We start from the raw sequence: 14035 nt of genomic DNA on the forward strand, positions 1-14035 counted from the left end.
GCTCCCTAGGCCTTCCACCACGGGCGAAGCGGCACATGCGCCTCACCCTTGGGGCCGAGCTTGACGGCCAGAACCTGGTGCAGCTGAACGACGTTGCGCTCGAACCCGAGTCGTGAGCCGGCCATGTACAGGCCCCAGACGCGTGCGGTTCCCTCGCCGACCTCGGCGACGCAGGCGTCCCAGTTGTCGACGAGATTCTGGCACCATCCGGCGAGCGTCAGTGCGTAGTGCTCGCGCAGGTTCTCCTCGTGGCGCACCTCGAGACCGACGTTCTGGATCTCGGAGATGATGCGACCCGAACCGGTGAGCTCCCCGTCGGGGAAGACGTACCGGTCGATGAATCCGCCTGCCTTGGCACTGCTTCGGTTGTCCGGACGGGTGATGCAGTGGTTGAGCAGACGCCCACCTTCACGCAGCTTGCCCTTGAGGAACTCGAAGTACGCCGGGTAGTTTCCGACGCCGATGTGCTCGGTCAGGCCGATGGAGGACACTGCGTCGAATCCGGTTTCGGCCACGTCGCGGTAGTCGGAGAAACGGACCTGGGCGAGATCGGCGAGGCCCTCGTCCTCGATGGCCTTCTGTGCCCAATCCGCTTGCTCGCGTGAGAGAGTCACGCCGATCACCTTGACGCCGCGTCGGGCCGCATAGCGAACCATCGAGCCCCAGCCGCAACCGATGTCGAGAAGTCGATCACCCTTCTGGAGTCCGAGCTTCTCGAACACCAGGCGGTACTTGTTCTCCTGGGCTTCTTCGAGCGTCTGTTCCGCATTGTCGTAGGCGGCACAGGTGTACGTCATGGACGGGCCGAGGACGTACTCGTAGAAGGTGTTGGAGACGTCGTAATGGTGATGGATGACTTCGGCGTCACGAGTCTTGGAGTGACGCAGTCCTTCTGCGACGCGACGCCAGCGAGGAAGGTGTTCCTGGGGCGGCGGGGCGATGGGCCGCAACAGATCCCAGCCCAGTGAGCGGGTGATGCTGGCGAGTGTCAGTGCCGACGGGCGCTTGAGGTGGAGTTCGTCACCCATGATGCGCAGGATCTCGTACGGATCACCGGGGTGAACACCCTCGGCTTCGAGATCGCCGGAGACGTACGCGCGGGCCATGCCGAGGTCGCCGGGCGCCGTTGCGAGATAAGTGGTTCCGCGAGTCGACTTGAGGTGCAGTCCGTAGTCGGCATCTTCGGGACCGGCGGTGCTGCCGTCGTACGCGGTGAATCGAAGCGGCAGCATGCCGTCAGAAAGCGTCTCGAGAATCTCGGCAATAGAGAGCTTGTCCTGGCTTTTGGAGTCTTTGAACGTGGTCATTTACGTTGCACCGCCTTAGAGAATAGATCCAATAAACGGGATTTCGGGTCGTAGCGTTCCTTGAGTCCGATGTACCGGTCGCCGCCGTAGTACAGCTCCTCGAAGTCTTCCTTCGAGTAGTAGGAGTCGGAGTAGAGCGATTTGTGTCCGTCGAAATCGCTGACCTTTTCTTCGATCAGTCGATTTGCTGCCCCCTCGCGCTCGCCGGGAACGATCGGCACCGAAGACCAGAAGCCGATGTTGACGTAGGTGCGCTTGGGTTCGAGGGGGTAGAGGGGCCACGGCCGAGAAGCTGAGGCGGCGGCCGGGCTGGGCTCACGAAGACGCAACGGGCACAACCACAGTGGTTCGATCGGAATTTCCTCGAGGAACCACGAGACGAAGTCCGCGGTTCGTTCGATGGGTACCTCGACGTCCTGGACGACGCGTTCGCGCGGGGGCTTGCCCTTGCGCTGTTCGAGGCGATCTCCGATGTCGTACTTGTGGTCGAGGGCGATCAGCTTCCAGTAGAAGCTGCTGCGCAGGTACTGCTTGGGCCAGAAGCGTCGAATCTTCGGGTTCTGTGCACCGAAAGCCCGTGAGCACCAGAACCAGTCGGTGTCCCAGCGCCACAGGTAGTTCCGAATGGTCAAGCGATCCGTCTTGGGCTGTGTGAGTGACGGATGCTGGATCGACCGGTAGAAGATGTCCTGGTCGGTGTAATCGCTGACCGGGCCTTCCTCGTCGGTTTGTACGCCGAGTGTGAGGTAGCTCTCGGAATCGGTGAAGACCACCCCGTCGAGGTAGTCGACGGCGATCCCGTCGTACTCGCGCTCGGTGACGATGCGATCCATCGTTTCTTCGAGCTTCTTCAACGAATCGAAGCGCACGTGACGCAGGGCGACGTACTTCTTGACGGGTTCGAGTGCGATCTTCAATCGCGTCGAATAGCCAAGTGTGCCGTAGGAATTGGGGAAACCAAAGAACAGTTCGGCATGTTCGCCGTCCGGCGTAGCGGTGATGATCTCGCCGCTCCCGGTCAGTACGTCGATTTCGAGCACCGACTCGTGTGGCAGGCCGTTGCGGAACGAGGTGGACTCGATGCCCAGGCCCGTCACCGCACCGCCCAGGGTGATGGTCTTGAGTTGAGGTACGACCAGTGGCGCCAGACCGTAGGGCAGTGTCGCGTCGACGAGGTCTTCGTAGGTGCACATGCCGGCGACGTCGGCTGTGTGCGCCTGCGCATCGACGGCGATGACACCTGCCAGACCGCTGACGTCGAGGCCGGGGGCCGACGTCTTGGCGCGAGCGCGGAACAGATTGGATGTCTTCTTTGCCAGGCGTACAGAAGCATCGGCGGGAATGGCGCGGTATGACGCGAGTAGGCGTTCGACGCCTTCTCTGTGCTGCTCGAACCCCATTTCACGCGCAGCATCGGAACCCGGGCCTTGCTTTGTCCGGATTCGATCTAACTTCTGAACTACCCCATTGAACGAGAGAGTCACACCCTGACGCTATCGGTAGTTGCGTGTGCAAGCTATCCGGAGGGGTATTAATGCCCGAATTTGATCGAGTTGTTGCAATCGAACTCGGTAAATGCTCCGAGTGGTGAACCAGCTCACACGGAATGGGTAGATGGTCGAGATACCCGGGCGCAGCAGGCAGTATGGAAAGGAATATCTGCGCAGTTCGAGGTGCGGATTCGGGTAGTCATTCGCGGTATCGAGCCGCGTTGGTCGAGCAAGGAGACGTAGGGCATATGGGTCAGGTCAATGCAATGAGTTCGATAGTCGTCACAGCAGCACCCGACAAGGTGCTCGCGGCGCTCGCGGACTACGAGACGGTTCGCCCGCGGATCCTGTCCGAGCAGTACCTCGACTACAAGGTCGTCGAAGGCGGCCAGGGTGACGGCACCGTCGCGCAGTGGACGCTGAAGGCGACGGAAAAGCGCTCGCGCAACGTCAAGGCCACCGTTACGGTCGACGGCAACGTCATCACCGAGAAGGACGCGAACTCCAGTCTCGTCACCACCTGGACCGTTGCCCCCAACGGCACCGGAACGACGGTGACGACGCTCACCCAGTGGCAGGGTGCCACCGGTATCGGCGGTTTCTTCGAGCGCACGTTCGCCCCGAAGGGTCTGCAGCGCATCCAGGCCCAGGTCCTTGACAACCTCAAGCGCGAACTCGTCTAACTGATCCTGCATCACCGAGATGGCGTCGTACCTTCACCGGTACGGCGCCTTCTTTCATGGGCCGGTAATGATCCGCCCCAATTCGGTGAGTGCGGGGTTTCCGCTTTCCCAGTAGTCGCTGTGAACTCCGAACCCAGGCTGCCCGGGTGATCCGGCGAATATCTGCGCGCCGAATTCCGGATCCGACGGGTCGAACCCGTGGACTCCGAGGATCTTGGGGATCAATTGGACCGGATCCCAGAAGGCCGTCGTCGAATGAACATGGCGCGCCACCTCGTCCGAGTCGACGCCGTCCAGGCTCAGTTCGTTCACACGCTCGACATCGACGCCAGGACTTGCGACAAAAACCAGTTCGTCGACGTCGAGAGAAGCGCCACGGGTAGTCGCAGCACCGACGACGGTGCTGCCGTAGGAATGACCGATCACCACGTTGTGCGACGGCTGACCGTCATGCGAGGTTCGTAACCCGTCCTGGAAGCTGTCCAGCCTCGGCGCCGCGGAGTTGGCGTACCGATCCGAGGCTGCATCGGGAATGCCTGGGGGAGCGTCGTATCCGGACCACAGGATCACTGATGTGGCTTCCGTTGGCGCCGCCGCGACCGCCGCGTCGTACATGGCCTTGGTTCGTTGCAGATCTCCGCCGACGCCCGACAGCCCGGAGCCGGTTCCGGGAACCAGTGTTGCGACGTTGTCGGCGGCATCGGGATCACCGACTGCCACTACGGCGTGCCCATCCGTGACCGAGAGAAGGAACGTGTCCGGTCGCAGTTCGCCGCGCACGGCCGTGTATCCGGCAGCTACCGTTCGATCCGGCAACTGCTCGAGCGCAGAGAGGTACCGCCGGTTGTAGTAGTCCCGGTCTAGAGCGGGAAGGCCGTCGCGGCTACCGATGGACGGATCCCACCTCGCCAACGCGTCTTTCTCGTTGGGAGTGAGCGATTCCCACAGTCGGTGTAGCTCCGTTGGTGTCCCGGGGAGTGTCGACCTCCCATCGATGATGTCGACGACAGTGCGGTTGAGGCGATCAGTCTGATTGCCAAGGAGTGATCCGATCTCCCGGAATGCCTCACCCAGAGCAGTCGCGGCCCGGTTGTCTTCATCGTCGAGTGCCGTCAATGCAGTGGAGATCCTCTGCTGAAAAATCTCTGCAGCCGTGGCGTTTTCGGATTCTTGCATGACGTCGGCCAGATTCCACGGCTGCTTCGCCTCAGGCGCCGATACAGCTCCACTGTCTGACACCGTCAAGCCGTGTTCGAGAGTCGCCTCCTCGACCAGGTCCAGAACTGATTTTCGCGCCGCCCCGATCGTATTGGCCGCTCCGCCATACAGATCCGCAACTACGCGAACCGCAATCGACAGCCGCGACGAGGAAAGCGAGATGCCAGACCACTGCACTGCCGCCGCGCTCGACGCTTGTCCCTGCCAGAATTCGCGGACGGCGTCGATGCTGCGTCCGGCGTCATTGCCGAGAGCTTCGATCTGCCGGTCGATGTCGATCAGTTCCGAAGTGCTCGTGCGCAATTTCTCCGGTGACCACGTTCGAAGCTGAGAGACGGTGGGCTGCATCAGTAGGCTCCGCGCAGTTCGGACACCACTTCGCCCTCGGCAGCGTCGTACAGACGTGCTGCGGCAGCGGTTCCCGACGCCATGAGTCCCAATTGCGTAGCCAGGTGCCGGTACGCGTCGGCGATGACGCCGGCATTCCCAGTCGACACCGCCGCGACAGCGGACGAATTCAGGGCCGCCGCGGCTTCGAAAATCGGGCCGGCGGAATCGATCCCCGAGATCTGATCCGCAATTCGAGACAGATCAGCTGAAAGTTGCTGCAGAGCAGCGAAATCTACCTGAAGTATCGGCCCCATGGCAGAACCGTATCCAGGTGAGCTGGCTAGCGGGGCGGTGCCGACTTTCCTGTGGACAATCAGGATTTCTCCACAGAAGCCAGGTCAGGGGGTTGTCAGGAAGGCGGTGACTCCGCTGGTGACGGCGGTTGCGTACTCCTGCTGACCGTCCGGGCTCGTCATGCGCGCTGCCTCGTCGGCATTTCGCATGTTGCCGAGTTCGACCAGAATCGACGGCCGCTGCGACAGATTGAGACCCGTCAGATCGGCGCGTGGCGCCAACCCGCCGTCACCGATGTAGGTCGACGGGGTGAGCCCGGCGGTGACGAGTGAGTCGCGCATGGTTTCGGCAAAGGCGACGGACGGGCCGGCCTGCACCGTATTCAGCGGGGGCGCGGAGTAGCAAACGTGGAAGCCCTCGGCCCCCGCTGCTGCGCCGTCCGCGTGAATGCTCACCACTACGTCGGCGCCGGAGGAATTGGCAGCTTCGGCACGTGCGTCGACGCATGATCCGACGCTGACGTCATCGGGTCGACTCAGGACGACAGTTGCGCCTTGTCCTTCGAGCTCGCTCTTGACCAGGCTCGCGACTTCCCAGTTGAAGGTGTGCTCGGGGAACCCGGCATCGGTGTTGGTGCCGGTGGTCTGGCAGTTCTTGGTGCCGCCGCGGCCCGTGGGGACCTGGGTGTTGATGCTGTCGTCGTTCGCCCCGCTGTGCCCGGGATCGAGGAAGACGACCTTGCCGGTGAGCGCAGCGGGGACGTCAGCGGCCACAGTGCTCAGCGGAGACACCTCGACCGAAGTCGTGGCCTCGGCAGTCTCGGTCGGAATCGTGCACGCAGCGCTCAGAAGCCCAGCCCCGACCACGGCGATCAGGGCAGTGGAGCGGAACACACGTGATGCCATGTTTGACCTACCTGACGGTTTTACGGTGTCTGACTGGTTCCGGCGCACCCGCTCACGGTAGCGCGCACCGACTACGCTGGTGGGGATAACTCTGTAGAAAGGACCGCTCGTGCAACCAGGTGGAGCACCGGACATGTCTGCTCTGTTGGCTCAGGCTCAGCAGATGCAGCAGCAATTGATGGCGGCGCAGCAGGAAATGGCTCAGGCCGAAGTGACCGGTCAGGCCGGTGGCGGACTGGTTGTCGCCACGGTCAAGGGCACCGGCGAGGTTGTCGGTCTGCAGATCGATCCCAAGGTCGTCGACCCTGAAGACGTCGAGACGCTGCAGGATCTGGTGATCGGCGCGATCGAGGACGCTTCGCGCAAAGCACAGGAAGTCGCTGCTGAGAAGCTCGGCCCGTTGGCCGGCGGACTCGGCGGAGGCCTTCCCGGTCTCCCCGGCTTCTAGAAACGAGAACGCGTGTACGAAGGTCCGGTTCAGGATCTGATCGACGAACTCGGGAAGCTTCCCGGAGTCGGGCCGAAGAGCGCTCAACGCATCGCTTTTCACCTGCTCTCCGTGGAGCCTCCCGAGATCGACCGTTTGAAAAATGCATTGCAGCGCATCCGTGACGGCGTTCAGTTCTGCACGGTGTGCGGAACTGTGTCCGATCAGGAGAAGTGCCGCATCTGCGCCGACGCACGTCGCGATCGCACGGTGATCTGCGTCGTGGAGGAACCGAAGGACGTCCAGGCTGTCGAGCGCACCCGTGAGTTCAAGGGTCGTTACCACGTGCTCGGCGGTGCGCTCAATCCGCTCTCGGGGATCGGGCCTGACCAGTTGCGTATCCGGGAGTTGTTGGCTCGCATCGCAAATCAGGAGGACGGCGTCGACGTGTCCGAGGTCATCATCGCCACCGACCCCAACACGGAGGGTGAGGCGACAGCTACCTATCTCGTTCGCATGATGCGAGACATTCCGGGGCTGACGGTGTCTCGGTTGGCTTCGGGTCTTCCGATGGGTGGCGATCTCGAATTCGCAGACGAGTTGACGCTGGGTCGGGCATTGTCCGGCCGTCGTGAATTGTCGCGGAACGCTTGATGAGCGGCACGGAGCAAGGTCAGCAGGTGCGTCGTACGTCCGAGCAGACGCGTGCGCAGATCATCGCGTCGGCCGGGAAAGCATTCGCGACTCGGCCGTACCGCGAAATCACGCTCAAGGACATCGCCGAAGACGCAGGCGTCAGCGCTCCGCTGATCATCAAGTACTTCGGTTCCAAAGAGCAGTTGTACGACGAGTTGGTCGACTTCCGGGCAGCGGCGGTCACGGTCTTCGACGCCCCGAACGACTCGCTCGGCGAGCGCATGGTCTCGCTGTTCACCAAGCCGTTGGAGTCGTACAAGCCGCTGTCCATGAGCTTGTTGTTCATGAGCGGCGTCAGTGAAGAGAGCAACCGCAAGCTGCGCGAGAACTATTCGACGCAGATGATCGACACCCTCGCCGCTCGCCTGTCCGGCCCCGACGCGAGATTGCGCGCGGAACTGGCGATGTCGATGGTGGTCGGAGTGGCGATCATGCGCCGACGGATGATGGCCGGCCATGCCACCGGCACCCAGGACGAAGTGGTTGCGCTGTACGCACCACTTGTCCAAAAGCTGCTCGACGGGTGAGCGGCATCACAATTCTTGCTTGGTAAATATCCGTTCACCTAATGTAGGTGAACGGATATTTACCTAGTGGGAACAGGCGGTGTGGGGTGACGACGCTCGACCGTCCGCCGGGCACGCCTGCAGCCACCACCCCCGACGCGAGTCTCGCGCAGCCGCGCTCCCGCTTTCTCTTCCCCATCGTTGTCGCCGCAGCCGTGTTCCAGGCTGTTCTGCAGACGGTCATCGTTCCACTGCTGCCGGAGTTGCCGCACTTCACAGGCGCTGGACGTACGGCGGTGTCCTGGCTGGTGACGGTAACGCTGCTGGTCGGCGCTGTCGTCACTCCCATTTTCGGCAGGCTCGCCGACATGTTCGGCAAGAAGAAGATGCTTCTGGTTGCCTTCTCGATGATGACTCTCGGCTCGATGTTGTGTGCGCTGTCGTCGGACATCGCTGTCCTCATCTTCGCGAGAGCGTTGCAGGGAGCCGGGTCGGCGGTCATCCCCATCGGAATCTCCATGCTGCGTGACGAATTGCCACGCAACAAGGTCAACGGCGCAGTGGCCATGATGAGTTCGACGCTCGGCGTCGGAACCGCTTTGGGCATACCGTTTTCTGCGATGATCGCGCAGTACTCGAACTGGCACGTCCTGTTCTGGGTAACCACCGCCATCGGGCTGTCCGTGACTCTTGCTGCGGTGCTGTTCATTCGAGAGTCCGAGCCGAATCCGTCGGGAAGATTCGACGGCGTCGGGGCTGTCGGTCTGAGCGCCGCGATGATCGCTCTGCTCGTGCCGATCACTCAGGGATCGAGTTGGGGATGGACCAGCGGAGCGGTGATCTCCATGCTGGCCGCGTCGGCGGTGCTGTTCACGCTCTGGGTAATTCAACAGCGGCGCAACGTCAATCCGCTGGTCGACGTCCGTGCTCTCGTGAAGCGTGCGGTGTTGATCCCGCATCTGGCGGCTCTGCTGGTCGGGTTCGCATTTTTCGGGAACACACTGATCACTACACAACTCCTCCAGGGGATGAAGGGGCCGGGCGCCGGGTACGGCCTGTCGATCATCGCAGCAGCGCTCTGCCAGATTCCGGCGAGTATCGCGATGGTGCTGTTCTCACCGGTTGCGGTGCGGATCACCGACCGCTTCGGTTCACGGACCGCGATGTTGACCGGTGCCGTGTTCCTCGCCGGCGGGTACGGGATTCACGCCGTTGCCGGTAAGCCGCTGTGGGGAGTGGTTGCAGCACTGGGTATCACAGCAGTCGGGACCGCCATCGTCTACAGCACGCTCTCGCTGCTGATTCTGGTTGCCGTGCCTCGACAGCGACTGGCGGCAGCCAACGGGGTGAACTCACTTCTGCGGACGTCCGGAAGCACGATCTGCAGCGCGACGGTGGCAACGATCCTCGCCGCGTTCGTGATCAGCGGTTCGGAACATTCCACGTCGTGGACCGGATTCTCCGTCGCCTACCTTGTGTGCGCGGGCTGCGCCGTGGTCGTGTTCGTAGTGTCGATCCTGTTGCCGCAGGGGCGAACCCCGAAACATCTGGACCTGCCGGATCTCGTCAGGCGACCCTGAATCCCGAGAGGAAGAGTGTGATCATCAGATCCGCGAACTCTTCGGTGGTGTACTTCTGGCGGTCCGGCCAATGCGTGGTCGACCACAGGGTGTCTCGTACTGATCGATAGAAAATCTCCGGGGCCACGTCTTTGCGGAAGATTCCCTGATCGACGCCTTCGGCGATCGCTTTCATCCAGTGCTCGCGGACTTGGCGGGAAGGCCCGTCGACGGATTGCAGGAGATCGTTGTCGCGTAGATATGCCCGATCGTTCTGGTAGATCGCCGTCGGGTGCGGGTGCAGTTCGATGACGACCAGGGTCTCGCGGATCAGGCCGCGTAGGACGTCCTCGGGGTCGTTCGCCGTCTTCTCCACCTGATCGAAGCGGAGTTGAATGTCGGTGATGAAGCCGCGCATGAGCTCGGCGACTATCGCATTCTTCGACTTGAAGTAGTGGTAAAGGCTGCCCGAGAACACTCCAGCGGCGTCGCCGATCTCGCGAACGGTCGTGGTGGCGACACCCTTCCTGGCGAACAGCTCGGCTGAGCTCTCCAGGATCTTCTCCCGACGATCTGGTGATGCCACTGAAATCTCCACTGGTTGTCGGTCCTGCTCAGGGCAGGGTTTCGCGGGTGCCGGGCTGCCGGCGTCGAACGTAGCGCAATCCTGCCTGATGGCTCCGGCTCGAACCAATTCGTCGGTGAGATCGCGTGTTTCCACTTCCGGATTCCTATGCTAGCTTCAAAATCAAGCGCTTGCTCAACTTTCGTTCACGGAGGATTTCAGTGCAGAGCCTGCAGACGCAGTTTCCGAATTTCATCGGCGCAGAGGCCGAACCACCCCGCGTCGCCCGCTACGCCGTCAACGAGGCGATGATCCGCAACTGGGTCGAGGCACACGACGACCGCAACTCGATCTACGTCGACGCCGAAGCTGCTCGCAGCACCGGTCGTCGAGACGTCGTCTGCCCACCCGCCATGATCTCGACCTGGGTGATGGCGGGCTACCGCCGCTATCGGCAGGTCCAACAACTTCGCGCCGACGGAGCCTCCGAGGATTTCGCCTATTCACGACTACTCGGGCTGTTGGACGAGGCCGGCTACACGTCCGTAGTCGCGACCAACGTCGAGCAGGAGTATTTCGCGGAGTTGAGTCCCGGAGACCACGTCACCGCATATTTCACCATCGAAGCGATCTCACCGTTCAAACAGACGGCTCTCGGTCACGGGTGCTTCATCACTCTGTTCAAGAAGTACGTGGACCAGGACGGAAAGACGCTGGTCGAAGAGCGCTTTCGACTGCTCAGATTCAAACCAGATGCCCAGACAGATACCAAGCCAGAAGCCCAGGAGGTAATCGCATGAGCGAGACTGGCTCCCGCCACACCGCGGTGCCGAGACTCACCGTCACCGACGACAACGATTTCTTCTTCTCCGCGGCCAAAGAGGGTCGCCTCGAGATCCAACGGTGTGCGGATTGCAAGACTCTGCGCCACCCGCCAGCGCCCGCCTGCCCGGAATGCCGCTCGTTCAGTTGGGACACAGTCGAATCCACGCGGCGATGCACGTTGCACAGCTTCACGGTCATTCATCACCCGAAGGATCCTGCCTTCGAGTACCCGCTCGCCGTCGGACTCGTCGATCTCGAAGAAGGCACGCGTCTGGTTGCCGACATCGCGGGCATCGATCACGAGGAACTCGAATTCGGTATGGAACTCGAAGTGGCGTTCTCCGAGCACGCTCACAGCGAGATGCTGCCGCAACTGAGGCGACGGGGATCGGTGCAATGACGAATCTTTCTGATTACGAGGTAGGTTCGACCCTTCCCAGCCTCGAACTGCCGTTGGACCGAACGCTCATCGTCGCCACGGCGATCGCTTCTCAGGATTTCGAGGACGTGCATCACGATCCGGGCAAGGCGCAGGATCGCGGAACTCCCGACATCTTCATGAGCATCAACACCACCAACGGGCTCATCGACCGCTACATCACCGACTGGTCAGGCCCGGGATCGCGAATCGTCAAAACATCACTACGGCTTGGTGTTCCGAACTTTCCCGGAGACACCATGACGTTCACCGGCAAAGTGATCGACACCGACGGCCGGACGCTCACCGTGACGGTTCTCGGCAAGAACGCTCGCGGAACGCACGTGACAGCCGACGTGACCCTCGAACCGGCGGAAAGGGTAATCGCATGACACGAGGATTTTCGAGGCAAGCCGCCATCGCCGGGATCGGCGCCACCGAGTTCTCCAAGAACTCCGGCCGCAGTGAATGGCAGTTGGCGTGCGAATCCGTGATCGCCGCGCTCGACGACGCTCACATCGAGGCAGAAGAGGTGAACGGATTTGCGCTGTTCACCATGGAGAACAATCCCGAGATTGCGGTCGCACGCGCTCTCGGGATCCCGGAACTGACGTTCTTCAGTCGTATTCCACACGGCGGCGGCGGCGCCTGCGCACCGGTTCAACAAGCCGCGCTTGCCGTCTCCAGTGGTGTCGCCGACGTCGTGGTCGTCTACCGTGCCTTCAACGAAAGATCAGGCCACCGATTCGGCGCCGGGCCACCGCCCTTTGCGTACAACGCGTCGACGGACCAGGAGTATCGGAACTGGATCAACCCGTACGGGCTTCTGACGCCGGCGCAGCAGGAAGCCTTCCTCGCCAAGCTCTACATGCACAAGTACGGGGCAACCAGCGCCGACTTCGGTCAGATCTCGGTTCTCTCACGCAAGCATGCCGCGAACAACCCGAAGGCCTGGTTCTACGAACGCCCGATCACCATCGAGGATCATCAGAACTCGCGCATGATCGCCGACCCCATCCGCCTGCTCGACTGCTGTCAGGAAAGTGACGGCGGACAGGCGCTGGTCATCGTCAGCGCGGAGCGCGCCCGCGACCTGCCGCACAAACCAGCGATCATCAGCGGTGCTGCGCAAGGTGTAGGTCCACAACAGATTTCGATGAGCAGCTACTACCGCGAAGACATCGACAGCATGCCGGAAGTCGAACTCGTGGCGCGCCAACTGTGGGACCAGGCCGGTATCGGCCCGGACGACATCGATGCCGCAATTCTCTACGACGCCTTCACCCCGATGGTTCTGCTTCAACTCGAGGAGTACGGATTCTGCGGTCGAGGCGAGGCAAAAGACTTCATCGCCGACGGCAATCTCGAGCTGGACGGTCGCCTGCCGATCAACACCCACGGCGGTCAACTCGGTGAGGGATACATCCACGGCGTCAACGGTATTGCCGAAGGTGTACGCCTGATCCGCGGCACTTCCACCAATCAACCCACCAAAACTCTGGACAACGTGCTCGTGACCGGCGGCTCTCCCGTTCCGCACAGTGCGCTCGTCCTCTCGGCAGATCGCTGAATCTGCCGCCAATTCGAGAAAGCAGGAACCAGATGAGTGAGCGGATCACCTACGCCAGGGCTACACACGGCGAGGAAGAAATACAGGCGGTTGTCGACGTCTTGCGCAGCGGGCATCAAGGATTGCGCATCGGCAAGAACGTCTTCGAGATGGAAGAACGTATCGCGGCCTTGGCAGGCAAGAAGTTCGGCGTCATGTGCAACTCGGGATCCTCGGGTTTGTACTTGGCAGTCGAGCTGCTCGGACTGCCTGCGGGAAGCGAGATCATCACGTCGCCGTTGACGTTCTCCACCGACATCGCACCGATCGTGCGTGCCGGTCTGGTGCCGGTGTTCGTGGACGTGGAACCCAACACGTTCAACGTCGACGTCACCAAGATCGAGGCAATGGTCACCGAAAAAACCGGTGCCATCCTCATGCCGAACCTCGCCGGCAACTGCCCGGACTGGGACGTCATTCGTGATATCGCAGATCGTCACGGACTCAAGGTGATCGAGGATTCGTGTGACGCGATCGGTGCCACGCTCCGCGGCACTCCCACCGGCTCCCGGGCGGACATCGTCGTCACCAGTTTCTCGATGGCACACATCATCACGTGCGCGGGAACCGGTGGAATGGTGTGCGTCGACGACGAAGCCAGCCGCGACAAGGCGCTCCTGCTTCGCCGCTGGGGTCGTCGCAGTGAGCCGAATCTGTTCGGTAGTACCAAGTCCGGCCGAGTCTTCCGTGAAGAACTCGACGGCGTCGACTACGACAACGACTTCATCTTCGAGCTCATGTCATGGAACTTCGAGCCCTCCGAACTCGGCGCAGCCTACGGTGTCGTGCAGCTCGACAAGCTGGAAGAGAACTACAAGACGCGTAAGGCAACGTTTGCGGCCTTCACGGCGGCATACGGCGCCCATCCTGAATTCTTCACGACGCCGGTAGAACTCGACGGTCTCGATACGGCGTGGCTGTGTTACCCGGTGATGATCAACGAGAACGCCCCCTTCACGCGCAGCGACCTGCAGGAAGCCATCGAGGCCGACGGTATCGACACACGAACTGTGTGGAGCGGCAACGTCACTCGTCACCCGATGATGAACAACATCGAGTTCCGTCAGCCGGCCGAAGGGTTGCCGGAAGCCGACGCGGTTTTCGCCCGAGGAATGACACTCGGCATGAGTCACGGCCTGCGTGAAGACGAAGTTGCACGGATCGCGGAGAGCATCGATCGCTTCGCCTCGAAGTTCAAATAGC

The 14035-nt window shown here is 61.8% G+C and carries 16 protein-coding genes; 10 read left to right on the forward strand and 6 right to left on the reverse strand.

Going from position 1 to position 14035, the window contains the following annotated elements; genetic code table 11:
• Positions 1-5: 5 nt before the first annotated feature.
• Both QMA15_RS21175 and QMA15_RS21180 read right to left on the reverse strand, forming a co-directional pair.
• Positions 6-1307, reverse strand: a complete 1302-nt coding sequence (locus QMA15_RS21175; RefSeq protein ID WP_003943932.1) for a class I SAM-dependent methyltransferase — start codon at positions 1305-1307, stop codon at positions 6-8.
• Positions 1304-2707 (reverse strand): FAD-binding oxidoreductase, encoded by a 1404-nt coding sequence (locus tag QMA15_RS21180; RefSeq protein ID WP_279162985.1) that lies wholly within the window; start codon positions 2705-2707, stop codon positions 1304-1306. The genes QMA15_RS21175 and QMA15_RS21180 overlap by 4 nt, the downstream gene beginning before the upstream one ends.
• Positions 2708-3045: 338 nt before the next feature.
• On the opposite strand from QMA15_RS21180, the gene QMA15_RS21185 reads away from it, so the two are divergent.
• Positions 3046-3480 (forward strand): SRPBCC family protein, encoded by a 435-nt coding sequence (locus QMA15_RS21185; protein ID WP_019746544.1) that lies wholly within the window; start codon positions 3046-3048, stop codon positions 3478-3480.
• A gap of 54 nt (positions 3481-3534) precedes the next feature.
• On the opposite strand, the gene QMA15_RS21190 is transcribed toward QMA15_RS21185, so the two are convergent.
• From QMA15_RS21190 to QMA15_RS21200, 3 genes are all read right to left on the reverse strand, one after another.
• Positions 3535-5046, reverse strand: a complete 1512-nt coding sequence (locus tag QMA15_RS21190; RefSeq protein ID WP_134998543.1) for an alpha/beta hydrolase — start codon at positions 5044-5046, stop codon at positions 3535-3537.
• Complete coding sequence (locus QMA15_RS21195; RefSeq protein WP_021332904.1) at positions 5046-5342, reverse strand: hypothetical protein; 297 nt, start codon at positions 5340-5342, stop codon at positions 5046-5048. The genes QMA15_RS21190 and QMA15_RS21195 overlap by 1 nt, the downstream gene beginning before the upstream one ends.
• An 84-nt stretch (positions 5343-5426) precedes the next feature.
• Complete coding sequence (locus tag QMA15_RS21200; protein WP_080910567.1) at positions 5427-6227, reverse strand: Rv3717 family N-acetylmuramoyl-L-alanine amidase; 801 nt, start codon at positions 6225-6227, stop codon at positions 5427-5429.
• A 109-nt stretch (positions 6228-6336) separates the two neighbouring features.
• Between QMA15_RS21200 and QMA15_RS21205 the strand changes: the two genes are divergently transcribed.
• From QMA15_RS21205 to QMA15_RS21220, 4 genes are all read left to right on the forward strand, one after another.
• The gene (locus tag QMA15_RS21205; protein WP_003943929.1) at positions 6337-6675 is read left to right on the forward strand and encodes a YbaB/EbfC family nucleoid-associated protein; all 339 of its coding nucleotides are present in this window, start codon (positions 6337-6339) and stop codon (positions 6673-6675) included.
• A gap of 12 nt (positions 6676-6687) precedes the next feature.
• Positions 6688-7308 carry a recombination mediator RecR gene (gene recR / locus QMA15_RS21210; RefSeq protein WP_003943917.1) on the forward strand — a complete coding sequence of 207 codons (621 nt, stop codon included), beginning with the start codon at positions 6688-6690 and terminating at the stop codon, positions 7306-7308.
• Entirely contained in the window at positions 7308-7877 is a 570-nt protein-coding gene (locus QMA15_RS21215; RefSeq protein WP_007731538.1) for a TetR family transcriptional regulator, read from the forward strand. Before recR ends, QMA15_RS21215 begins: the two co-directional genes overlap by 1 nt.
• Positions 7878-7963: 86 nt before the next feature.
• Entirely contained in the window at positions 7964-9436 is a 1473-nt protein-coding gene (locus QMA15_RS21220; protein ID WP_134998542.1) for an MFS transporter, read from the forward strand.
• Here the strand turns inward: QMA15_RS21220 and QMA15_RS21225 are convergent.
• Positions 9423-10136, reverse strand: coding sequence for a TetR/AcrR family transcriptional regulator (locus QMA15_RS21225; protein WP_020968216.1), 714 nt, complete (start codon positions 10134-10136; stop codon positions 9423-9425). The two genes, QMA15_RS21220 and QMA15_RS21225, sit on opposite strands and share 14 nt — an antisense overlap.
• 65 nt (positions 10137-10201) lie before the next feature.
• Between QMA15_RS21225 and QMA15_RS21230 the strand changes: the two genes are divergently transcribed.
• From QMA15_RS21230 to QMA15_RS21250, 5 genes are read left to right on the forward strand one after another with little or no spacing between them, the layout of a single operon-like run.
• Positions 10202-10780 carry a MaoC family dehydratase N-terminal domain-containing protein gene (locus tag QMA15_RS21230; protein WP_041814552.1) on the forward strand — a complete coding sequence of 193 codons (579 nt, stop codon included), beginning with the start codon at positions 10202-10204 and terminating at the stop codon, positions 10778-10780.
• Entirely contained in the window at positions 10777-11205 is a 429-nt protein-coding gene (locus QMA15_RS21235) for an OB-fold domain-containing protein (RefSeq protein WP_047888075.1), read from the forward strand. Before QMA15_RS21230 ends, QMA15_RS21235 begins: the two co-directional genes overlap by 4 nt.
• Positions 11202-11615, forward strand: coding sequence for a hypothetical protein (locus QMA15_RS21240; RefSeq protein WP_020968218.1), 414 nt, complete (start codon positions 11202-11204; stop codon positions 11613-11615). The genes QMA15_RS21235 and QMA15_RS21240 overlap by 4 nt, the downstream gene beginning before the upstream one ends.
• Positions 11612-12793, forward strand: coding sequence for a lipid-transfer protein (locus QMA15_RS21245; RefSeq protein ID WP_047888076.1), 1182 nt, complete (start codon positions 11612-11614; stop codon positions 12791-12793). The genes QMA15_RS21240 and QMA15_RS21245 overlap by 4 nt, the downstream gene beginning before the upstream one ends.
• A 32-nt stretch (positions 12794-12825) precedes the next feature.
• Positions 12826-14034 carry a DegT/DnrJ/EryC1/StrS aminotransferase family protein gene (locus tag QMA15_RS21250; RefSeq protein ID WP_134998541.1) on the forward strand — a complete coding sequence of 403 codons (1209 nt, stop codon included), beginning with the start codon at positions 12826-12828 and terminating at the stop codon, positions 14032-14034.
• Position 14035 lies beyond the last annotated feature (1 nt).

The organism is Rhodococcus sp. APC 3903 (genome assembly GCF_030407755.1).
Taxonomy (GTDB): domain Bacteria; phylum Actinomycetota; class Actinomycetes; order Mycobacteriales; family Mycobacteriaceae; genus Rhodococcus_F; species Rhodococcus_F erythropolis.

What these genes read in the sequence shown, in the direction of transcription:
- QMA15_RS21235 (WP_047888075.1), top strand. Translation starts at nt 10,777, where the DNA reads ATGAGCGAGACTGGCTCCCGCCACACCGCGGTGCCGAGACTCACCGTC.
- QMA15_RS21250 (WP_134998541.1), top strand. Translation starts at nt 12,826, where the DNA reads ATGAGTGAGCGGATCACCTACGCCAGGGCTACACACGGCGAGGAAGAA.
- QMA15_RS21215 (WP_007731538.1), top strand. Translation starts at nt 7,308, where the DNA reads ATGAGCGGCACGGAGCAAGGTCAGCAGGTGCGTCGTACGTCCGAGCAG.
- QMA15_RS21240 (WP_020968218.1), top strand. Translation starts at nt 11,202, where the DNA reads ATGACGAATCTTTCTGATTACGAGGTAGGTTCGACCCTTCCCAGCCTC.
- QMA15_RS21195 (WP_021332904.1), bottom strand. Translation starts at nt 5,342, where the DNA reads ATGGGGCCGATACTTCAGGTAGATTTCGCTGCTCTGCAGCAACTTTCA.
- QMA15_RS21175 (WP_003943932.1), bottom strand. Translation starts at nt 1,307, where the DNA reads ATGACCACGTTCAAAGACTCCAAAAGCCAGGACAAGCTCTCTATTGCC.
- QMA15_RS21180 (WP_279162985.1), bottom strand. Translation starts at nt 2,707, where the DNA reads ATGGGGTTCGAGCAGCACAGAGAAGGCGTCGAACGCCTACTCGCGTCA.
- QMA15_RS21200 (WP_080910567.1), bottom strand. Translation starts at nt 6,227, where the DNA reads ATGGCATCACGTGTGTTCCGCTCCACTGCCCTGATCGCCGTGGTCGGG.
- QMA15_RS21190 (WP_134998543.1), bottom strand. Translation starts at nt 5,046, where the DNA reads ATGCAGCCCACCGTCTCTCAGCTTCGAACGTGGTCACCGGAGAAATTG.
- QMA15_RS21245 (WP_047888076.1), top strand. Translation starts at nt 11,612, where the DNA reads ATGACACGAGGATTTTCGAGGCAAGCCGCCATCGCCGGGATCGGCGCC.
- QMA15_RS21185 (WP_019746544.1), top strand. Translation starts at nt 3,046, where the DNA reads ATGGGTCAGGTCAATGCAATGAGTTCGATAGTCGTCACAGCAGCACCC.